This window comes from Microbulbifer flavimaris (assembly GCF_001641755.2).
Classification (GTDB): domain Bacteria; phylum Pseudomonadota; class Gammaproteobacteria; order Pseudomonadales; family Cellvibrionaceae; genus Microbulbifer; species Microbulbifer flavimaris.
Genome location: NZ_LRFG02000001.1, coordinates 844,754 through 866,574, shown reverse-complemented (window position 1 = coordinate 866,574; position 21,821 = coordinate 844,754). Strand labels below are relative to the sequence as shown.

Here is a 21,821-nt window from a genome sequence, read left to right as displayed (position 1 = left end):
GGGTTTATCGCCGGGTTGTGGGGGGCAATTGCAATGAAGTCGCGGCACTGGTTGTAGTTACGCCCAATGTTGATGTAACAAATGTGCTCCAGCCGCGACTGATTCCAACAACAAAACGTTCCCGCTACCCCATACACCGAACCAGGAAACCCAATATGTGGCGATTGCTGCCGTTGTTAGCCTCTCTGGCATGGCTGCCCATGCCGGCGTCAGGTTTCGATCACAGTCGCTGGTCAGGACTGTTGGCAGAACATCTGGTGGTGAGTCAGGACGGCCGTGTGTCCCAGGTGGATTATCGGGGCATGGCCGGGGACATAGGCAAGCTGGATGCTTATCTCTCCCTGCTGGCTGGGGTGCCCCAGGGGGAGTTTTCGGGATGGCCTGAAGATGTACGGCTCGCTTTTCTGATCAATGCCTACAATGCGGCCACCGTGCGCTTGATACTGACACAGTTTCCGGACCTGGATTCAATTCGGGATCTCGGCTGGTTGTTTCGCTCACCCTGGAAGAAAGAATTTGTGAGCCTTTTTGGCAAACAATACTCCCTCGATGATATAGAACACGGCATGATCCGGGGACGATTCAGCGATCCCCGCATACATTTTGCAGTCAACTGTGCCAGCGTCGGTTGCCCGATGCTCCGTGAGGAGGCGTACCGCGGGGCTGACCTGGACCGGCAGCTGGAAGAGCAGACCCGGCGCTTTCTTTCGGATCGCTCGCGGAACCGCCTCTCCGGCCCCGGGACCCTGGCGCTGTCATCAATTTTCAAATGGTATCGGGAAGATTTTGCCAATGGTTGGCGAGGACATGAAAGCCTGGAGTCGTTTCTCTCCGACTATCGTGGTGCGCTGGATCTGACTCCCAGCCAGGCGGACGCGCTACGCGACGATAGGATGGCGATCGAGTTTCTGGATTACGACTGGCGCCTCAACGATGCCGCTGCTGCCACCCGCCTCAAAGATTAAAGAGCTAAGGACCCACAAGAATGATGGATAGAGAGCATTTCCCCCTGAAGCCACTGGCCGCCACGCTGGCCGCATTGCTTTGGGCTTCATCTGTCGCCGCCGATCAAGCGGCCAATGCTTCAGGCGAGGCGACGGAATTTGTCGAGGTGCTGGGCGACAGGCTTGACGAGACACCGGTTGGCCCCCGGAGTGAGACAGCAGACGGCGCCTTCGGTGGTGGCCTCAGCGCCGCCGAGATTGCCCGCTCGATGACGCCCGTGGGCGAATGGCTGCTGGATGCCGCGGCAGTCGAGGATCTGCGTGATTTGCAGCGTGTCGCCCCCAATACCTATTCAGCCACCGGTTTCGGCGCGCCCAGCCTGCCCACCATTCGCGGGCAGCTGGGGGAGGTCTTTGAAGCCGGCATGCGTCGCCAGGTGGGCAACAATGGTCTCGGGATTCCCCTGTCGTTCAACGGTGTCGGGCAGGTGGACGTGGTGCGGGGCATGCCCTCGGTGATTTTGGGTTCAACCCAGCGCACCGGCGGCTTCGTGAACCTGGAGCCCAAGCGGCCGAGCCTGGAACGTTCTACCGGTAGCGCGGATCTGCGCGCAGGGCAGTGGGACCGCTATCGGTCGCAGCTGGATTACTCCTCTGTACTGGATCCGTCCCGCAGTGCGGTCCGTGTCAGCCTGGAACATCGTAACGAGGGCAGCTTCTACGATTTCAGCGGCCTCGACAGTAACAACCTGTTCGCTGCCTATCGCCTGAAACCTTCCGGGGATGCAGAGTGGAACCTGTCCCTGGAGTATTACGACGTCAGCTGGACCGATAACGCCGGTATCAACCGTCCGACCCAGGCCCTGATCGACGACGGGCTCTACGTTCAGGGGCAGGGGGTACGCCCCGATGGTTCGACTGTGCCGGGTGCCGGTGCGGTGGTCACCCCGACCGGGTTGGTAAGTATTGATCGCAGCCGCGTGCTGACCGACCCTCGGGATATCAATGGCGCGGACACCCTGCTGCTGCATTCCACTTACGAGACAGCCCTCGCAGATTCGGTGCGATTTGTGAATCGCACCTATTTTGAGCACCTGAATCGGGAAGAGGTTGCCCAGAACAGTTTTGTCGAGATCATTGACGGCGCCAACACTTTCGAAAACCGCAGCGAGTGGCACCTGGAAAATACGGTGGCTGGAATCGGCCTGCGCTATAACGATGTGCTCGGGTACAGCCAGTTCACCACCGAGGCCGATCTGCCAATCGATCTGACCGGCCCCCTCAGCAATCGCCGTATCCCGCTTACTGATGCCCAGAAAGCACGGTTGGTGGAATTGCGCCCCGGTTTGTATGTTTCTCCCGGCGGCCAGTACGACCTGGATGGCGATGGTGCCGGCGATTTCAACCTGTCGGACACCACCGACTCCACCAGCCTGCAGACCGGTATCTTCCTCGAGCATCGGCAGCCAGTGGCCGAAAGCTGGCTCGTCACCGCCGGCGTGCGTGGCGACTGGTATCGGGTTGAGGCCCGCGATCCCCTGGCGCCGCAGGGTGTCGCTGCAGCGGAAGATAAACATCACGACTTCCTCAAGTCCGGAAACCTGAGCCTGCAGTACCAGCCCGGTGATGCCGGTATGGCGTATGCCACGCTGGCCTATCAGGAGTCCACCTCCAACAGCCTTGGCGGCGGTAATAGCCTCGGCGGCGATAACACCATCAATCCCCTCAACTTTGCCACGGAGAATGAGTTACTGGAGGTGGGTTACAAATACGCTCCCGCCGGATCAGCCTGGTACTGGGACGCTGCCGTTTTCGATCAGACCCGCAGCCTGCGCAATCGGGACGGCAGTAACTCCGGCATCCGCACCCGCGGGGTGGAAATGCAGCTGCAGTATCGCGGCGAGCGGTTGTGGGCCAATGCCGGTGCCAGTTACCTCGATGCCCGCTTTGACGACTCCGCCGCCTTCCAGGATTCCCGCCAGGTACTCGATGCCTTTGATGATTCCCGCCCGGATATCGTCGTCGGCACCGGGGTGGGAGCACCGAATTTCACCGCCTTCCCGGCCTCTAACGCCCGGCTGCAGGGTATTCCGCGCCTGAGTGGCTCGGCGGCTTTAGGCTATCAGTTCAGCGAACACTGGTCGGCGGGCGCCAGCCTGGTAGCAACAGGCAGTTATCCGTTGGATTACCTGCAAACGGTCGAGATTCCTGCCCAGTTCACCCTGAACAGCAATGTCCGCTATCAATTTGCCGATCAGAGAACGAGCCTTCGCCTGGATATTTTCAACCTGACGGATGAGGAGAACTGGGCGCCGGTCTTTGAGGGGGGATACTTCGGTTCCACTCTGGTATTCCCGGAGTTGCCACGTTACTGGGACCTGAGTCTGACCTATCAGCTGTAATCGCCTCGGGTCATCACGGTAGCGAATGCGAATTTCGCCCGGGGCAGTGTCGATGTGAGGCGCTGCTCAGGGGCTCTTCTTTCCTTTGTGCCAGGAGGAATACAGTTCGTCGCCGGCGGGGACATGAATATGCTGCATGTGGATTTGGCGTGCGGCGGGTGGGCTGGCCAGTTCCTGGTAAATCCCCTCGGTCGAGAGTTCGTAGGGTTCCGCATCTTCCTGGGAGAGGGCGTAATACACGGAAGTTACGCCGCTCAGGTACATCGCCGCCAGGCACATGGGGCAGGGGTGCCCGCTGGCATACATGGTTGCGCCCTCAAGCCGGGGGTTTCCTGCGGCCGTTGTCGCTGCCCGCAGTGCCTCGATTTCCGCATGGGCGGTTACGTCACCACTGCGGTGAATCGTGTTGACGGCTTCCGCCAATATCTGCCCGTCTCTCACCAGCACAGCCCCAAAGGGTCGCCCGCCTTCCTCGGTAACACTGCGTTGGGCGAGTGAAACCGCCCTGGCCAGAAGCCTGCTATGTTCTGCTGCGCGCCTCGCGCTCTCGGGCTGATCCGCCATGGCACAGTATCCTGTGGGTTTTGTGATTGCCGGCATTAACAGGGTAGCGCCCGGTGCGGTGCTGCCTGTGGTGTTGGCGCGGCGAACAGCAACGGGCTCAGCCCGGTGGGAAGATGCGGCAGGTGGTTGGTGGTGGGGGCACTCCGGAGCGAAAGCCCCCGGCTCCTAACGCTTTGACGGAGCGTGGTCAGGGCCGGGGTTGGCACCAAAGTTGGGGCTTGCGTTACGCCACCTTGGCGATCTGTTCTCTGGCGGAGTCCAGTGCCTGCTGCTTCGACTCCTCGCCAACAGCCAGCCCCTCGGCGTGAATGATTTCCACATCCTGGATGCCGATAAAGCCAAGGAACTGACGCACATAGGCGCTCTGGGCGTGATCTTCACCGTAAATGCCACCGCGGGTAATGAACACCACGGCCTTTTTATTAGCCAGCAGTCCTTCCGGACCCTCGGGTGTGTAGCGGAAAGTAATACCGGCGCGGGCCACGTGATCGAAGTAACTGCTGAGAGTGGACGGGACGCTGAAGTTGTACATCGGGATACCGAGCACAATGACGTCCGCCTCCTGCAGTTCCGCAATCAGCCGGTCTGAATAGGCCGCCACCTCGCGTTGCTCCGGTGTGCGCTCTGGCTCCGGGGTCGTGAAAGCCTGGAAGCGGGCCAGGTTCAGGTGTGGGACTGGTTCGGCAGCAAGATCCCGGCGGTTGACCTGCCCTTGGGGGTTGTCCTGCAGCCAGCGCTCGACATAGGCGTCACCGAGCTGGCTGGATTGGCCGCCGCCTTGAAACAGGCTGCTGTTGAGTTGCAGTAACTTGCGCATTGAATGCCTCCATCGGGATAGTGGGTCGATGAAAGGCATTAAAGCACCGCTTAATTCGATAAAAAGTTGGAAAAATAAGGCTGTATTCTGCGAATATTTCGACAGCTTTAGGGTGTGCGGCCCACGATCAACCGGCCTTCAATGGGTGCCGGTTTCGTCGCTGGCCACACTTTGCGGGCCCGAGTACCAGAAATTGTAGAAATCCTCTGTCACCCGCTGCTCAATCTCGTGGGCCTCCTCCCGCGGGCAAAACATCGTAATCGTGACCACATCGTGACCCAGCTCATTGGTGGTAAAACTCACCTTGGGGTCGGTGCCCACCAGTTCGACCCCGGTGCGGTGCTCGATCATCTGGCAATAGCGCACCGCCACATCGTGAAAGGCCTCGCTGTGCTCGCGGATACGTTCTTCCAGGAACGCCTTGGCGGCAAACGGATTACCGCCCTTGTTCTCGCGGGTAATGGAGAAAGAATGCTCGATGTAGCGACGCATGAAATTGAGGTTCTTCACCGGCTTGGTAAAGAAGACGTTGTTGGGGATGTACAGCGTGATGCCGGTATAGCCACTGCCGAGCCCATGAGGGTCGATTTCGAGCAGGGTGGTGCTGAGCCAGTCGCTGTCGATCACCTCACCGAACTGCTCGCCGACCATGACCCAGTCACCCACCTGAAACGAGCGCATGCTGGCCTGGTACAGCTTGCCCACCAGGCTCTGCACCAGCTCCCGCAGCGCCAGCACAATGGCAACGGAGAATGCCGCAATAGAGAGTGCAAACTCCCTGAGCTCCGATACCCAGATGCCGACCAGGCCGATCACGATCAGCAGGTTGCAGATGTTGTGGACGGTATTGATGCGGCGACGACGGTCCTGCTTTGGCCAGCGGCTGATGCGGGCAAAGAGCAACGTCAGCAACAGGCGCAGCAAGAGAATCCCGGCAATCATCAGGGCCGAGAGGATCAGTTTGTTATCCAGGATCTGTTCCAACATGGGGTGACTACCGTGTCCGCATCGCGGTCCGCCAGAGAGAAAAGGGCGCCAATTATAGGGACTCTCCGGGCGACAACGCACCACTCATTCGCACTAATAGAAGAATAGACAGGGGCGGGCTCTGCGAAGGTGACGCAGCGCGGCCGCGAACGGTCGCCGCCGCGCCCGGCGGGCTGACTTCGGCACTCAACTACACTCGAAATGACGCCAACACGAGCCCGTTTAGTCGGTCCTTGCAGGATGCCCAGCCATGCATGAACCCTTGCCCTCTGAAGCCCGAACCCATGATGCGGTTGTTTCAACCGGGCGGCTGCCGGCGAGGGATACGATCCAGCAGATGCTGCAGGACGCTTATACACGGTTTCGAAACGGGGATGAGGGCAGGGTGGCAGACTACATTCCCGTGCTCGCGTCTGTGCCCAGGGACCTTTTTGCGGTTTGCCTGGCTGGCATCGACGGCGAACTTTACGCGGTTGGCGACGCGAAACACGTTTTCACCATACAGAGTGTCTCCAAACCATTCGTATTTGCCCTGGTGTGCCAGGCCGTCGGGCTTGAGCAGGCGAGATGCAAGCTGGGCGTCAATGCCACCGGAATGCCATTTGACTCAGTGATAGCACTGGAACTCAGCCGTGAGCGGCTGACCAACCCCATGGTCAATGCCGGCGCCATCGCCACTACCAGTCTGGTGCCCGGCGAGACGGCTGATCGAAAGTGGCAGTTTATTCTGGACGGACTGTCGCGATTTGCCGGCCGGCAATTGTCAATCAATGAGGAGGCGTACCGCTCTGAAGCGGCGACGAACCTGCGCAACCGCGGCATCGCCAAGTTGCTCGAGGGCTATCAGCGGCTCTACTTCGATGGGCTGGAATCCACGGATGTATATACCCGTCAGTGCTCTATTAACATCACAGCGCAGGATCTCTCGGTAATGAGCGCCACCCTGGCCAGTGGTGGCGTCAATCCCATCACCGGTGAGCGGGTGGTCGATGCCGTCGTCAGCAAGCGGGTGCTGGCAGTGTTGGCCACGGCCGGACTCTATGAGCTCAGTGGGGAGTGGCTATTTGAAACGGGCCTGCCCGGCAAGAGCGGTGTGAGTGGCGGGCTGATTACGGTGGTTCCCGGCAAAGGCGGCTTGGCGACTTTTGCGCCGCCCCTGGACGAGGCCGGCAACAGCGTGAGGGGCCTACAGGTGACACGCTACCTTTCCGAGCGCCTGGCCCTGAGCCTGTTTGCATCCAAGCCGATTCGTTAAGGTCGAAGTTGCGGCAGCCTGATATTCCGTATCTTTTGCTTTTGTCTCCTGTTGACGCTCCTCATCATTCGAATGTGTAAGAAGTGCACGCTCTCACCCCTCGGTGGTCGATGCTTGCGTTTCATCTGTGCAAGGCGACAATGAGTAGGTGTCAGGAAATCACGAAAATGCCGCGGGCAAGATAACCAGAGAGGGTGGGGTAGCTATTAATGAAAGCATCTGATTTGTTCGTGCGTGCACTGGAAGCAGAAGGCGTCGAGTACGTATTCGCCATTCCGGGAGAAGAAAACCTGGATTTGCTCGAGTCCCTGCGCGGCTCAAAGATCAAGCTCGTCATCACGCGCCATGAACAGGCGGCGGGCTTCATGGCTGCCACCTACGGCCGCTTGACGGGGCATTCCGGTGTTTGCCTGTCGACCCTTGGGCCGGGCGCCACCAACCTGGTGACGGCGGCCGCCTACGCGCAGCTGGGTGCTATGCCGATGGTGATGGTGACCGGGCAGAAGCCGATTAAAAGCTCCAAGCAGGGGCAGTTCCAGATCATCGATGTCGTCGACATGATGCAGCCCCTGACCAAGTTCACCCGCACCATTGTCAGTGGTGACAATGTTCCCGCCCATGTCCGTGAAGCTTTCCGCCTGGCGGAGGAGGAGCGCCCGGGGGCGGCACATCTGGAGCTGCCCGAGGACATAGCTCGCGAGCACTCCACCATGCCCGTGCTGGAACCCAGCTACACCCGCCGCCCCATCGCAGAAGAGAAAGCCATCCGCCAGGCTGCGGAGGCCATCGCCGCGGCACGCAAACCGTTACTGCTGATCGGTGCCGGCGCCAACCGCAAGCTGACATCGAAAATGCTGCGGGAGTTTGTCGCCAAACTTGGCATTCCCGCCATCACCACGCAAATGGGCAAAGGCGTCGTCGACGAGTCCGGCCCGCATTTTATTGGCAACACCGCCCTTTCAGACGGGGATTTTGTCCACCGGGCCATCGACCAGGCAGATCTCATCATCAACGTCGGCCACGACGTGGTTGAGAAGCCGCCGTTCTTTATGCGCCCCGGCGGCGCAGAGGTGGTGCACATCAACTTCAACTCCGCCCAGGTGGATCCGGTCTATTTCCCGCAGATCGAGGTGGTTGGTGATATTGCCAACAGCCTGTGGCAGCTCAAGGAGCGACTGGAGCCACAGCAACACTGGAGCTTTACCGATGCGCATCGCATCCGCGATGCCCTGAGAAAACATATCACCGAGGGCTGTGGTGACGACAGCTTCCCCATTCGCCCCCAGCGTGTGGTCAAGGAGGTTCGCGACGCCATGCCCAGGGACGGGATCATCGCCCTGGACAACGGCATGTATAAAATCTGGTTTGCGCGAAATTACCCGGCCCACTCACCCAATTCGGTGCTGCTGGATAATGCGCTGGCCACCATGGGTGCCGGGGTGCCGTCGGCCATGGCTGCCAAGCTGGTGTACCCGGACCGCAAGGTGATGGCGATCTGTGGGGATGGGGGTTTCATGATGAATTCCCAGGAGCTGGAAACTGCTGTGCGCCTGCAGCAGGACCTGGTGATCCTGCTGCTGCGCGATGACGCTTACGGCATGATCAAGTGGAAGCAATCCCAGATGGAATATCACGACTTCGGCCTGGACTTCGGCAACCCGGATTTTGTCGCCTACGCCCGGGCGTATGGTGCCCAGGGGCATCGGGTCAGTGCCACGGCAGAGCTGAAACCTCTGGTCGAAAAATGCTTTTCCGAAGGCGGCGTGCATCTGATCGACGTGCCGGTGAATTACAGCGACAACGATCGCATCCTCAACCGCGAAATACGCGAGCTCTCGCGCAAGCTCTGACCTTCCGGCCGACCTTTAGAGGCGAAGCTCGACAACTAACGATCACTAACGGTAATCAAGGAGAGCACCGTGCTGCGGGAAACTTACCCCTACTATCTCGCCAACGAGGCTGTCTATGCCAATACCGATCTGCAAGTCACCGACAAGTACTCCGGTGAGGTAGCCACGCGTGTGGCCATGGCCGATACCGCCGTGATCGACGAGGCAATCGACTGGGCGGTAAAAGCCGAAAAACCGTTGGCGAAGATGCCACCCTATGAGCGGCAAGCTGTGCTTAATCACTGTGTCAAACGCTTTGAAGAGCGCTTTGAAGAACTGGCCGAGGCGCTCTGTATCGAGGCTGGCAAGCCGATCAAGGACTCCCGCGGTGAAGTCTCTCGCCTGATCGATACCTTCCGGGTGGCCGCTGAGGAGGCTGTGCGCATTGACGGAGAGGTGCTCAACCTCGAGATATCTGCTCGCGCCCGCGGTTACCGGGGGTTCGTGAAGCGGGTGCCGGTGGGTGCCTGCTCGTTTATTTCCCCATTCAATTTCCCTCTCAATCTGGCAGCACACAAAGTGGCCCCGGCGATTGCTGCAGGTTGCCCATTTGTGCTCAAGCCGGCCAGCCGTACACCCATCGGTGCACTGATCATTGCCGAAGTCCTGGCTGAAACCGACCTGCCGAAAGGCGCTTTCTCGGTCCTGCCGTGCCACCGCGAGGGCGCCGACCTGTTTACCGTTGACGACCGTTTCAAGTTGCTCAGCTTTACCGGCTCGCCAGCAGTGGGCTGGGACCTGAAGGCCCGTGCAGGGCGCAAGAAGGTGGTGCTCGAGCTGGGTGGCAACGCCGCCTGTGTGGTGGATGAGGATGCGGATCTCGATGATGCCGTCGAGCGCCTGATTTTCGGTGCCTTTTACCAGTCGGGCCAGAGCTGTATCGGCGTACAGCGCATTTATGGCCATACAAAAATCTATAACGAACTGAAGCGACGGCTGGTGGAGCGCACGGAGCAGTTACAGAAGGGCGACCCCAGCGATGAGAGCACGTTTATCGGCCCGATGATCTCCGAGGGGGAAGCGAGGCGCCTCCACGGCTGGATTAATGACGCCGTAGAGCAGGGGGCCGCACTGCTCTGTGGTGGTGAGCGCAATGGCGCCATGCTGGATCCAACCCTGCTGGAAAATGTCCCCAAGGGCTGTGCGGTGATTGAAGAGGAGGCCTTCGGGCCGGTGGCTGTACTGGAATCATTTGATGATTTTGAGGCAGTGCTGGTCGAGGTCAACGACAGTGCTTTTGGCTTGCAGGCGGGTGTCTTTACCCGCGACCTCTATCGCGCCCAGCAAGCTTGGGACGAGCTGCACGTTGGCGGCGTCATCGTTGGCGACGTGCCAAGCTGGCGCGTGGACAATATGCCCTACGGGGGTGTGAAGGACTCAGGTCTCGGTCGGGAAGGTGTTCGCTGGGCAATTGCCGACATGACCGAGGAGCGATTGATGGTAATTCGCACGCCCCGGGCTTGAGGGGGCGCTCACCACTCCACACAGATTTTCCCGAAGTGCCCGCCGCTCTCCTGTAAGCGGAAGGCATCCGGCAGTTCATCAAAGCCGAAAGTCTGGTGGATAACCGGGCGAATACCGGTCTGGTTCAGCGCGGCAATGTACTCCTGTTGCATGCGGCGGCTCCCGACAATCAGCCCCCGAAGTTGCGCCTGCTTGGCCATCAGGGTGGCGGTTGGGATCTCGCCGGCCATGCCGGTGAGCACACCGATCAGGGCGATATGCCCGCCAACACGCACGGCGTTGATCGACTGCGCCAGTGTGCCCGGGCCGCCTACTTCAACGACATGGTCGACGCCTCGGCCATTGGTGATGTCACAGACCTTTTCGCCCCAGTTCTCTTCTTGTCGGTAATTGATGGTGCAATCGGCCCCCAGCGCCCGCGCACGTTCGAGTTTGTCGTTCGATGAGGAGGTGATGATGACCGACGCCCCCATCGCCTTGGCGATCTGCAGCGCCGCAATGGAAACGCCCCCTGTGCCCAGTAGCAGCACGGTGTCGCCAGCCTTGAGGTTGCCATCTGCCACCAGTCCCCGCCAGGCGGTCAGGCCGGCCGTGGTGATGGTTGCCGACTCACTGTGGCTCCAGCCCAAAGGCGCATGTGTAAATGCGCCTGCATCCCGGACTGCGTGGGTCAGGGCATAACCGTCCATGCCATCGCCAGGGGTGCCGGCAAAGTTAGCGACGGCAGGGAAGGGCGCGCCATCAATCCATTGGGGAAAGAAGCAGGAAACCACGTGATCCCCGGGGGCGAACTCCGTAACACCCTCTCCGACAGCCTCCACCACACCGGCACCATCTGACATCAGCACCCGGTCATCGTCAGTGGGTATCTGGCCGGCAGCCACGAGGTAATCGTGGAAGTTGAGTGAGGTCGCATGGATGGCCACCCTGATCTGCCCCGGGGGCGGGTCTCCGGGGTTGGCAAGGGTCTTTATTGTCAGCTTGTCGAGGCCCCCGGGGGCGGAGACTACAAATGCTTTCATCGCTCGGGCTCTCGGGTCAGTTGCGAAGCTACCTTGAGCCCCAAGTTTAGGTGTCGGAGCTTCACGCTGTGGTGCGGGTTTCTCGTTGGGCGGGCAGATCAGTACGTACATGCGACGTGAGGCCGGAGAGCAAGACGTTTTTTCTGGTTCTGATTGCCGGGGAGGAATCCTCTCACCATAAATATTTATGCTACATGGTCGCGTAAATGATTGAGGTTGCCCCGCATAAATATTTATGTAGACTGCCCATAAATATTTATGTGGCGGGTATCGGGCATGGCCTCAGTGATCATTGACGGCAGAAATGCAGACGCCAGGCGGGTTTCTATCAGCCTGGATGCGTTTCTCTGGCAGCTTGTTTGCGCAGATTTCACCTCCGAAGCCGAGGCGCGCAGCTGGATCAGGGCTTATATGGCCACGCTGTACACAACAAAGGGGCTGACTGCGATAGTCCGTGACCACTGCCTGCACCGCATCGTCAAGCCTTCACTGGTTCGCCGTGTTCAGGGCCTGGATGGCCAGATGGATATCGACGACGTTTGATCCGTTCTTTCCGCGGGGGCCAGGTGCAGCATCCAGTCGCTGCTCTGGTCCCTTGACCGGATTCTGGTTGCCCGGGCAGTGCTGTCCAGTCGTTCACCACCCCGGGCGTACTGGCCTGCCGCTATAGCGGAGCCGAAGCCGCGCTCTGAGTCCTCTCGGTCATTGATTTGTCTGCATTGCTTGTCTTTTGATGCGAATGATATGATGTAACATCTTGAGGCCGGGGCCGCGACCCTGCACTGGCTAGTGGTTGCGGATGCCGGAACTCGGCAAACATCAAGGTAGGTGCATATAAAGTGACTATGAAGCCGAAGTTGTTGCTCTTTTCCTCTCTTCTTCTATCTACAGTGGCGTCCGGGCAGCATGCCCCTCATGTGCACGGCGAGGCAACTCTCACTCTTGCCGCGGTTGGCGAGTATCTCCACGTCGAGTTCGAGTCTCCGGCAGTCAACCTGGTTGGGTTTGAGCATGCGCCACAAGATTCCCGGGGAAGACGAGCGCTGGAGTTGGCCTCACAGCAGCTGGAAGCGATTCAGCGTCACCTGAGGTTCAATGGCACCAATTGTGGCCTTGAGGAGGCGCAGGTTCAGGCGCCGCACAGTCCAGCGACGCACAGAGGCCATGCTGAGCAGGGAGGTCATGCCGAGCACGCAGATCACTCCGAGCACGCCGAGCACACGGGTCACGCCGAGCACACGGGTCACGCGGATCACACCGAGCATGCCGAGCATGCAGGTCACACACATCAAGTCGATCATGCTGGGCACGCTAGCTTCAATGCCAGCTACCGCTTCCAGTGTGATAATCTGGCGCGGCTCGACAGTATCGACGTGGACCTGTTTTCGAGCTTCCCGGGTATTCACAAAATCGCTGTGCAGTGGCTTACCTCCGATCGCCAGGGGGCTGTGTCGCTCACCGCACAAAAAAATGCACTGCAGTTGAATTAAGCCATGAATGCATCCCAGTTGAAGCGAACCCTGAGCGCTGCGGAAGATGCCTGCCGCTCCACCGGCGCACGCCTGACCGATAAGCGCAGGAATGTCCTGACTATCCTTTTACGCTCCAGAAAGCCGCTGTCGGCGTATGAGATTGTGGAGTGCTACAAAGAGGAGTTCGGTGAGTCCATTCCGGCGATGTCTGTTTATCGGATGCTGGATTTCCTGGCTGAAGAAAACCTGGCCCATAAGCTGAATTCGGAAAACAAGTACCTCGCCTGCGCCCATATCGCCTGTGATCATCGTCATCAAACGCCCCAGTTTCTGATTTGCGGCCGCTGCAGCAAAGTGAGGGAAATCGGTATCAAGCCCGAGGTGATTGCCACCCTACGCGATACCGTCGAAAGTGCGGGTTTCTTCTTGCAGACATCGCAACTGGAGCTTGATTGCCTGTGTGAAGACTGTGCAGAGCGGAGTGCTGCTTAGTGCAGAAGAGGGAAGAGATCCGCGCAGTACCGGTGAATGTTATCACCGGGTTTCTCGGGGTTGGCAAGACCACTGCAATCCGCCACCTTCTGGAGAGCAAGCCTCGCGACGAGCGCTGGGCGGTACTGGTTAACGAATTCGGTGAGATTGGCATCGACGGCGGGCTCTTTGGCTCCCAGCAGGATGGCGGTCTGTTTGTCCGGGAAGTGCCGGGTGGCTGCATGTGCTGTACCGCGGGCCTGCCGATGCAGATCGCGCTGAACCAGCTGCTGGTAAAAGCCCGGCCTCACAGGTTGTTGATTGAGCCCACAGGCCTGGGCCACCCCCGTGAGGTGCTTGAGACTCTGGCCGAATCAGTTCAGTCGGGCGTGCTGGACCTCCACGCCACTCTGACGCTGGTGGATGCCCGCAAAATCTCCGATGAGCGCTACCTCAGCAGTGATACCTTCCGTCAGCAGCTGGAGGTCGCGGATCTGGTGGTGGCAAACAAATCCGATCTGTACGGCCCTGATGACCTCGAAAACCTCCGTCGATATCTCTCTTTCCTGCCGGGCGGGGCGGAGAAGCCGTTGCAATCGGTGGTGCGGGGGCGGGTTGACCCTGACTGGCTGGGCGCTTCCAGCGCCTTCCTGCCCCCACCCCGGAGTGCTGGGCACCGGCATCCGCCGCCAGTAGTGGAGGATGAGCCGCTGCCGGAGTGTGGCTACTTGCGGTCCGAGAGCAGTGGTGAGGGCTATCACAGCTGTGGCTGGCGCTTCAGCCCCGTATTTGTGTTCGACTACAAGCAGCTGCTTGCGCTGATTACCGGCAGCGCCGTAGAGCGGCTCAAGGGAATATTCATCACAGATGAAGGGGTGTTTGGCTTCAATAAAGCGGATTCTGTTTTGAGTGTCCTGGAGCTGGATGATGCGCTGGAGAGTCGTGTCGAAGTGATCGATCCGGAGCGCCGGGATTGGGCCGGTCTGGAGGCGGACTGGCTGGGCTTGTTGACCAGGGGTTAGCTCTTTGCTGCTCCTGGTCGGTCGCGTCTCCAGCGGTCTGGGGGAAACTGTTCCGCTCGTTTTCTGGTCGACGGGATGAACGGTTGGTCTGATGCGATGAGGCTATCACGGGATAGTTTGCGCGCCAGTCGTTCAATGATACTATGTAACATCATTCGTCTGTAATCAGAAGTTGGTAATGATGTTGAATTTTCCCGGCCGCCTGGTAGCGGCGCTTCTTGCCATGACCTGCGTTGCCCAGTCCCAGGCCGCGGATCCGCTGAACGTCACTGGTGACAAGTTTCGCCAGCTTGAAGAGCTCCTCCCCACGCCTAACGTATACCGCAATGCTGCCGGCGAGCCCGGACATGCCTACTGGCAACAGCAGGTAGATTACCGCATTGACGCGCGGCTGGACGAAAACAAGCGTGCCCTCAGTGCCAGTCAGAGCATCCGCTATACCAACAACTCTCCCGATACCCTGAAGTACCTCTGGTTCCAGCTGGACCAGAACCGTTTCCGCCTGGACTCCATGGCGGAACGGACGCTCACGTTCGGTGGGCTCGGTAACCGTGGCCCGGGTACCCGCAATGTCTCCGACGAGGCGCCCGCAGGTATTACGTTCGGCGAGTTGCGCCGTCAGCAGTGGCTGGCGGATAACGAGGTGGGTTATACCATCAGCAACCTGAAGGATGCCGAGGGCAATACACTGCGTGCAACCGTGGTAGGGACCAACATGCGGGTAGACCTGGCACAGCCGCTCAAGCCGGGCGAGCAGGTCACCTTCAGCATGGATTTTGCATTCAATATCGTGGAGGAGGATGCTGTGTCGGCGCGCTCCGGCTATGAGCATTTCCCCGATGATGCCCGCAAAGGCGGCAACGACATCTTCCTGCTGGCCCAGTGGTTCCCGCGCCTGCACGCCTATACCGACTACGAGGCCTGGAGCAACAAAGAGTTCTTGGGCCGAGGTGAGTTTACACTGGAGTTCGGAAACTACGAGGTCAACCTGACGGTGCCCGCTGACCACATTGTGTCGGCAACCGGCAGCCTCCAGAACCCCTGGGAAGTGCTCTCGGAGAGCCAACGCGAGCGTCTGGAGCAGGCTCGTACCGCAGAACGCCCGGTTTTTATCGTGACTGAAGCTGAAGCTCTGGAAAACGAGAAAGAAGGCACCAGCAAGACCAAAACCTGGCAATTCAAGGCTGATAAGGTGCGCGACTTCGCATGGGCCTCATCGCGTAAATTCATGTGGGATGCCCGCGGTTACCAGCAGGGTGGAGATATCATGCCTGAGGTAATGGCGATGTCTTTCTACCCTAAAGAAGGCGGTGAGCTGTGGAAAAAATACTCTACCGAGTCCGTCATCCACACCATGGAAGTTTACTCGCGTTTCTCCTTTGACTATCCGTACCCGGTCGCCCAGAGCGTCAACGGTCCTGTGGGTGGCATGGAGTATCCGATGATCACTTTCAATGGCCCGCGTACCACCCTGCATGAAGACGGCAGCCGTACCTGGACCCAGGCGGAAAAACGCTTTCTGATCGGTGTGGTAATTCATGAGATCGGGCATATCTATTTCCCCATGATCGTCAACTCCGACGAACGCCAGTGGACCTGGATGGACGAGGGCCTCAACAGTTTCCTCGATGGCGTCGCAGGCCGCGAGTGGGATCCAGAGATGCCCTGGGGTGTTGAGCCGCGCGATATCGTTGACTACATGAAGTCCGATATCCAGGTGCCAATCATGACTCAGTCCGATTCCGTGCTGCGCCTTGGGCCCAACGCTTACGCCAAGCCCGCAGCCGCACTGAACATCCTGCGGGAGGTGATCCTGGGCCGCGAGCTGTTTGATTTTGCCTTCAAGGAATATGCTACCCGCTGGCAGTACAAGCGCCCGACTCCGGCCGACTTCTTCCGTACCATGGAAGAGGCGAGTGGTGTGGACCTGGACTGGTTCTGGCGTGGCTGGTTTTACACTACCGATCATGTAGATATCAGTCTCGACAAGGTGTGGCAGCTGCGCCTCGACACCTTGAACCCGGATATTGATTTCGAACGCCGCCGTAAGGAAGAGGCCGACAAGCCCCAGTCGCTTTTCGTAAAGCGCGAGCTGGACGCTGGCAATAAAACCTGGGTGGAAAAAAATCAAGATATTCGCGATTTTTACGATACCAATGATCGCTTTACTGTCACCAACAAAGAGCGCAATGAGTATGCGCAAATGTTGGAAGATCTGGAGCCTTGGGAGCGCGATGTACTGAAGCGCGCTCTGGATGAAGACAAAAACTACTATGTTATGGACTTCTCCAACCTGGGCGGACTGGTCATGCCTATTCTGCTGCAGCTGACATTTGAGGACGGCAGCGTAGAAGACCGCTACATCCCCGCCGAGATCTGGCGCCGATCGCCGGAAGCAGTATCCAAGTTGATCGTGACTGAAAAGGAGCTGGTTCAGGTGGTTGTGGATCCCCGCTGGGAGACCGCTGATGTCGACAACGAGAACAACCACTACCCGCGTCGCATCATTAAGTCACGCATGGAAGTGTTCAAGGATGAGAAGCGGACGGATCCGGTATACCGTGACATCATGCACGACATCACGACTGCGGAGGCAGAGCCCAAGCCCGGCTTTCACAAGAAGTAATTGAACATGCGTAAGCTATTCGTCGTTCTAATGTTGCTGGTGGCCTGTACTGCACAGGCCCACCAGATGAAAAGCGCCATTACCCGAGTGCTGTTCAACGATCGCACTGGCAACGTTGAGATCATGCACCGGTTTTATGTGCACGACGCCGAGCACGCGCTGAGTGAGCTCGTCGGCGAGCAGGTGCATCTTTCTGAGGATCGGGTTGCCCAGGAACAGTTTGGCCGCTATGTCATGGCGCACTTCAGTATGGGGTTGGCCAAAGGTGAACCCCTGACGCTAACCGCGGTGGGGCAGGAGGTAGACGGCAAGTTTATCTGGGTCTACCAGGAACTGCCGCAGCCGCAGAATGTCACTGAATTGTGGTTCGCTTTCGACGCCCTGCAGGACCGATGGCCCGATCAGGTCAACCAGATCAATGTCGAGGGGCTTGGCCCAGTGCGATCACTGGTGTTTGATCGCAACGACAAATGGCAAGCGCTGAAATTTTAAAAAGGCCCATTGTGGGCCAACTTTCTGATTCCAGGGCGATGTGCCCCGGCATTAGCTGAAAATACTGACACACACTGGAGAATCACATGCGCAAATCCGTGCTCGCTCTGGCAATTGTTGCGATCACTGCTTGTTCTGAGTCCCCTGACTCAGCTGCAAACAAGATTGAAAACGCCACTGATGCGCAAGGTGCGCAGCTGGCTACCGATCCAGCTGCCCCCGCAAAGCAAGACAATCCACTGCTCCAGCAAAGTTCGCTGCAATACCAGGCTCCGGATTTCAGCAAGATCCGCGATGAGCATTTTCAGCCGGCATTTGAGCAGGGCATGGCGGAACATCTGCAGGAAGTCCAGGCGATCGCCGGCAACCCTGAGCTTGCCAGTTTCAACAACACGATCGTGGCGATGGAAAAATCCGGATCATTGCTGACCCGGGTATCCCGTGTTTTCTTCAATCTTGCCGGTACCGACAGCAACGAAGCGCGCCGGGCCCTGCAAAGTGAGCTGGCTCCCAAGCTTGCAGCGCACTGGGACAGCATCTACCTCAATGACCAGCTCTTTTCCCGCGTCGCGTCCCTCTATGATCAGCGCGTCGCACTGGAGCTGGACCCGGAATCCGATCGCCTGCTGGAGGTGTATTACGATCGGTTCGTAAAGGCCGGTGCCAAACTCACTGCCGAGCAGAAAGATACCCTCCGTGCCCTGAATGAAGAGCACTCCAGCCTGACCACACAGTTCAGCCAGAACCTGCTCAAGATCACCAAGGAAATCGCCGTTGTTGTCGACGACAAACAAGAACTCGACGGCATGTCCGACAGCGCGATCAAGTCCGCCGCTGCAGCTGCGGCGGAAGCTGGCCATGAAGGGAAATACCTGATCAGCATCACCAACACCACACGTCAGCCGGTGCTCGCGTCGCTGAAGAACCGGGAACTGCGCCAGCGCATCTGGGAAGCTTCTGCCAATCGCGGTACATCCGGTGAGCTGGATAACCGCCCGGTTGTCCAGCGCCTTGTTCAAATCCGCGCTCAAAAAGCAGATCTGCTGGGCTACGACAACTGGGCAGAGTATCAGCTGACCAACACCATGGCGGAAAAGCCTGAAGCGGTGATGAATATGCTGAGCTCGATGGTGCCAGCTGTAATCAGCAATACCAAAGCCGAGCAGGCCGCTATTCAGGCCATGATCGAGCGGGAAGGTGGTGACTTCGAAGCACAGCCCTGGGACTGGGCATACTATGCAGAAAAAGTCCGCCAGGATAAGTACGACCTCAATGAGCAAGAGGTACGTGAGTACTTTGAGTTCAATCGTGTATTGAACGACGGTCTCTTCTATACCATGAACCGTCTGTATGGTATCCGCTTTGAAGAGCGCCCTGATCTGCCGGTCTACCACCCCGACGTGCAGGCGTATGAGCTGTTCGACCACGATGGCAAGAGCCTGGCGATTTTCTACGCGGACTACTTTGCTCGTGAAGGCAAGCGTGGTGGTGCCTGGATGAGTTCCTTTGTGGGGCAGTCCGGCCTGCTCGAACAGAAGCCGGTAGTCGTGAATGTGATGAACATTCCCAAAGGCCCGGAAGGCGAACCGACCCTGGTTAGCTATGACCATGTCACCACCATGTTCCACGAGCTGGGCCACGGCCTGCATGGCATGTTCTCCGATGTCCGCTATCCGAGCCTTGCAGGAACAAACACATCCCGTGATTACGTAGAGTTCCCGTCTACGTTTGAGGAGGACTGGGCCGGTCTGCCGGAGGTGCTTGAAAACTATGCCTACCATTACAAGACCGGCGAGCCGATTCCTGCGGAACTGCTTGAAAAAGTGCAGAAAGCGAAAAACTTCAATATGGGCTTTGATACCCTGGAGTATATGTCTGCCGCACTGCTGGATATGGAATGGCACTCACTGCCTGGTGATGCTGAGCTTCAAGATGTCGAGAAGTTTGAGGCTGCGGCACTGAAAAAGCACGGGGTTGATCTGCCGGCAGTACCGCCGCGCTACAAGTCCACCTATTTTGCCCACTCCATTGGTGGCGGCTACTCTGCCGGTTATTACGCCTACATGTGGAGTGAAATTCTGGCTGCCGATGCTTTCGCGTACATTCGTGAGCGTGGTGGTCTGACGCGCAAGAACGGTGACTGGTACCGCAAGAACATCCTGGAAACGGGGAATTCCCGCCCGCCCATGGAGTCTTACGTCAAGTTCCGTGGCCAGGAGCCTACCACTGAGGCTCTGCTGGAACGTCGCGGACTCAACCCAAAAGGTTGATGTTCCGCAGCGGGAGCGCAAGGATGCGCTGCCCGGATTGATCCTGAATAAAAAAGCGGGCCTCAGGCCCGCTTTTTTTATCGACGAAAATTTCGAGGGGAATCAGAGCTGCTATGGATTTCAGTCCCAGGCAGGGAAGGGGTCGGGGAGTGTCCGCCAGACGATCTCACCTGCGTCCATTTCATGGTCGCTGAGCAGGCATTCATCCAATCGTTTCCGAATCCACTCCTCAGGGAGATTCTGTCCAATAAACACCAGCTCCTGGCGGCGATCGCCGAACGGCTCCACCCAGTTATCGAGGATGTATTGTTGCTGTTCGGTGTCTTGCGGCCATTCATCCCGAGGTACTGCTGCCCAGAAATAGCCGGCCGCGCCGTGCTGGGCAATACCGCCGGCCTGGCTCCAGGTACCAGCATAATGCGGCCGACTGGCCAGCCAAAAGTAACCCTTGGAGCGCAGCAGTCGTCCGCTCAACTGGGGGTCATTGAAGAAGTCAAACAGCCGCTGCGGATGGAATGGGCGGCGGGCGCGGTAGGCAAAGCTACTAATGCCGTATTCCTCTGTTTCTGGCGTGTGCTCTCCGCGCATCTCTTTCAGCCAGCCCGGTGCCAGTTGTGCCTGCTCGAAATCAAACTTTCCGGTCATCAAGACTTTTTCGATGGGCACATTGCCTTTTTCCATCGGCAGGATTTCTGCGCGGGGGTTGAGGCTGCGAAGTGCGGCTTGTAGCTCTTCCAGCTGCTGGCTGGTGATCAGGTCGACCTTGCTGATCAGCAAAATGTCGCAAAACTCGATCTGGTCAACCAATAAATCGGCGACATTCCGCTCATCTTCATCGCCAAGGTATTCACCGGCCTCCTTGAGGGACTCAGCTGCGTGGTAATCCTTCAGAAAGTTGGCACCGTCGACTACGGTGACCATGGTGTCCAGTTTTGCGACTTCAGACAGGCTCTGTCCGTCTTCGTCGGCAAAAGTGAAGGTCTCTGCCACCGGCAGGGGCTCTGATATCCCGGTCGACTCAATAACGAGGCAATCGAAGCGGTCCTCCTTTGCGAGCTTGGTCACTTCTACCAGCAGGTCTTCCCGCAGGGTGCAGCAGATACAACCGTTACTCATCTCCACCAGCTTTTCTTCCGTGCGGTTCAGGTGAACTTCGTTGTTTACAAGCGCTGCGTCAATATTGACCTCGCTCATGTCATTTACGATGACCGCTACCCGTAAGTCGGCGCGGTTGTTGAGGATCTGGTTGAGCAGGGTAGTCTTTCCGGCTCCAAGAAAGCCGGACAGTACTGTAACGGGCAGCCGCGCGGTCATTGTGAGTTTCTCCAACAATTGGCTGTTTCTTGATGCTTGTCTGCGCAACGGAAGTTTGTCACGCGGGAATGTCTCGTTTTCAGTGGCTCGGATGCTTCAGTTCTTCACTCGCGCGCACAAACCAGTCAAGTGTTCGCTGCCTCTGCGCTTCGCCATAAAGCTCTACAAACCGCTTGGTCATGTAGTCTGATTTATTCTGAAGCGCCTGAATCCGGCTATTGATAAATGCTTCGGTCAGTTCTTGTCCGCAGGTGATGGTAATGCAGTGCCGCCATTCCTCATAGTTCTGCGGGATAAATGACATTTCCATTCGGCTCACTCTATGGTGTTGGTGAAGGCTATCGGTTTTTCCGGAAGCTCTTTTCTTTCTGCTCCTGGCGGGACTTTTCCTCAAAGGAGAGCTCGGCCGTCGGACGAAGCAGTAGCCGCTGGAGCCCGATCGGGTCGCCACTGATCTCGCAGTAGCCGTAGCTGCCGTCCTCGATCTTGTCCAGGGATCGTTGAATTTTCCGCAGCAAGTAGTATTTACGCTCGGCAAAGCGCAAGCGTTGGCGGTTCTCTTCTTCGGCGGCGGCCCTGTCCAGCTCGTCGGCCGCAGCCAGGTCTGTTGTGGCAACAGCCTCGCGGGCGGCCGCGACCTCGGCGGCCGTTTCTTCATGGAGTTGCTGCAGTCGGTGTTTGAAAAAGTCCAGTTGCTGCTCGTTCATGTAGTCAGCCGCTGGCATTTGCAGCAATTCCTGTTCGGTGATTGGTGGCATGGGAGCGATCCGTCACTGCTGATGATTATTTTGCATCGCGAATGATATATTG

Annotated in this window: 19 protein-coding genes; 12 read left to right on the top strand and 7 right to left on the bottom strand. The window is 58.3% G+C overall.

Features of this window, described 5'->3' with window-relative positions; genetic code table 11:
- Window positions 1–155 precede the first annotated feature (155 nt).
- Window positions 156–965 (top strand): DUF547 domain-containing protein, encoded by an 810-nt coding sequence (locus AWR36_RS03855; protein WP_067081236.1) that lies wholly within the window; start codon window positions 156–158, stop codon window positions 963–965.
- A gap of 20 nt (window positions 966–985) precedes the next feature.
- Entirely contained in the window at window positions 986–3,346 is a 2,361-nt protein-coding gene (locus tag AWR36_RS03850) for a TonB-dependent receptor (protein ID WP_197409218.1), read from the top strand.
- 66 nt (window positions 3,347–3,412) lie between these two features.
- Here the strand turns inward: AWR36_RS03850 and AWR36_RS03845 are convergent, their stop codons facing one another.
- From AWR36_RS03845 to AWR36_RS03835, 3 genes are all read right to left on the bottom strand, one after another.
- Window positions 3,413–3,910: a nucleoside deaminase gene (locus AWR36_RS03845; protein WP_067081230.1), complete on the bottom strand. Its 498-nt coding sequence runs from the start codon at window positions 3,908–3,910 to the stop codon at window positions 3,413–3,415.
- 223 nt (window positions 3,911–4,133) lie between these two features.
- Window positions 4,134–4,727, bottom strand: coding sequence for an FMN-dependent NADH-azoreductase (locus tag AWR36_RS03840; protein WP_067081228.1), 594 nt, complete (start codon window positions 4,725–4,727; stop codon window positions 4,134–4,136).
- A 138-nt stretch (window positions 4,728–4,865) separates the two neighbouring features.
- The gene (locus AWR36_RS03835; RefSeq protein WP_067081226.1) at window positions 4,866–5,714 is read right to left on the bottom strand and encodes a mechanosensitive ion channel family protein; all 849 of its coding nucleotides are present in this window, start codon (window positions 5,712–5,714) and stop codon (window positions 4,866–4,868) included.
- Between the two features lie 250 nt (window positions 5,715–5,964).
- Between AWR36_RS03835 and glsA the strand changes: the two genes are divergently transcribed.
- The 3 genes from glsA to AWR36_RS03820 all read left to right on the top strand — a co-directional run bounded on the left by glsA (window position 5,965) and on the right by AWR36_RS03820 (window position 10,322).
- Entirely contained in the window at window positions 5,965–6,969 is a 1,005-nt protein-coding gene (glsA, locus tag AWR36_RS03830) for a glutaminase A (RefSeq protein ID WP_067081224.1), read from the top strand.
- 209 nt (window positions 6,970–7,178) lie between these two features.
- Entirely contained in the window at window positions 7,179–8,819 is a 1,641-nt protein-coding gene (locus tag AWR36_RS03825; protein ID WP_067081221.1) for an acetolactate synthase large subunit, read from the top strand.
- A 69-nt stretch (window positions 8,820–8,888) separates the two neighbouring features.
- Entirely contained in the window at window positions 8,889–10,322 is a 1,434-nt protein-coding gene (locus AWR36_RS03820; RefSeq protein WP_067081220.1) for an aldehyde dehydrogenase family protein, read from the top strand.
- Between the two features lie 8 nt (window positions 10,323–10,330).
- On the opposite strand, the gene AWR36_RS03815 is transcribed toward AWR36_RS03820, so the two are convergent.
- Window positions 10,331–11,344, bottom strand: coding sequence for a zinc-dependent alcohol dehydrogenase family protein (locus AWR36_RS03815; RefSeq protein ID WP_067081218.1), 1,014 nt, complete (start codon window positions 11,342–11,344; stop codon window positions 10,331–10,333).
- 276 nt (window positions 11,345–11,620) lie between these two features.
- On the opposite strand from AWR36_RS03815, the gene AWR36_RS03810 reads away from it, so the two are divergent.
- The 7 genes from AWR36_RS03810 to AWR36_RS03780 all read left to right on the top strand — a co-directional run bounded on the left by AWR36_RS03810 (window position 11,621) and on the right by AWR36_RS03780 (window position 19,697).
- Window positions 11,621–11,887 (top strand): hypothetical protein, encoded by a 267-nt coding sequence (locus AWR36_RS03810; protein ID WP_141398463.1) that lies wholly within the window; start codon window positions 11,621–11,623, stop codon window positions 11,885–11,887.
- Between the two features lie 302 nt (window positions 11,888–12,189).
- Entirely contained in the window at window positions 12,190–12,834 is a 645-nt protein-coding gene (locus AWR36_RS16475) for a ZrgA family zinc uptake protein (RefSeq protein WP_082679367.1), read from the top strand.
- Window positions 12,835–12,837: 3 nt separating this feature from the next.
- Window positions 12,838–13,308: a Fur family transcriptional regulator gene (locus tag AWR36_RS03800; protein WP_067081210.1), complete on the top strand. Its 471-nt coding sequence runs from the start codon at window positions 12,838–12,840 to the stop codon at window positions 13,306–13,308.
- A complete protein-coding gene (locus AWR36_RS03795) occupies window positions 13,308–14,309 on the top strand; it encodes a CobW family GTP-binding protein (protein ID WP_082679366.1) in 1,002 nt (333 codons plus the stop codon). The genes AWR36_RS03800 and AWR36_RS03795 overlap by 1 nt, the downstream gene beginning before the upstream one ends.
- Window positions 14,310–14,487: 178 nt before the next feature.
- Complete coding sequence (locus AWR36_RS03790; protein ID WP_231745233.1) at window positions 14,488–16,935, top strand: M1 family metallopeptidase; 2,448 nt, start codon at window positions 14,488–14,490, stop codon at window positions 16,933–16,935.
- A 6-nt stretch (window positions 16,936–16,941) separates the two neighbouring features.
- A complete protein-coding gene (locus AWR36_RS03785) occupies window positions 16,942–17,427 on the top strand; it encodes a DUF6702 family protein (protein WP_067081201.1) in 486 nt (161 codons plus the stop codon).
- A gap of 86 nt (window positions 17,428–17,513) precedes the next feature.
- Window positions 17,514–19,697, top strand: coding sequence for a M3 family metallopeptidase (locus AWR36_RS03780; RefSeq protein WP_067081193.1), 2,184 nt, complete (start codon window positions 17,514–17,516; stop codon window positions 19,695–19,697).
- 120 nt (window positions 19,698–19,817) lie between these two features.
- Here AWR36_RS03780 and zigA read toward each other — a convergent pair whose 3' ends face one another.
- The 3 genes from zigA to AWR36_RS03765 all read right to left on the bottom strand — a co-directional run bounded on the left by zigA (window position 19,818) and on the right by AWR36_RS03765 (window position 21,769).
- Window positions 19,818–21,011: a zinc metallochaperone GTPase ZigA gene (gene zigA / locus AWR36_RS03775; protein ID WP_067081190.1), complete on the bottom strand. Its 1,194-nt coding sequence runs from the start codon at window positions 21,009–21,011 to the stop codon at window positions 19,818–19,820.
- A gap of 79 nt (window positions 21,012–21,090) precedes the next feature.
- Window positions 21,091–21,321: a hypothetical protein gene (locus tag AWR36_RS03770; protein WP_067081187.1), complete on the bottom strand. Its 231-nt coding sequence runs from the start codon at window positions 21,319–21,321 to the stop codon at window positions 21,091–21,093.
- Window positions 21,322–21,349: 28 nt separating this feature from the next.
- On the bottom strand, window positions 21,350–21,769 hold the full coding sequence (locus AWR36_RS03765) for a TraR/DksA family transcriptional regulator (protein WP_231745232.1): 420 nt from the start codon (window positions 21,767–21,769) through the stop codon (window positions 21,350–21,352).
- Between the last annotated feature and the right edge of the window lie 52 nt (window positions 21,770–21,821).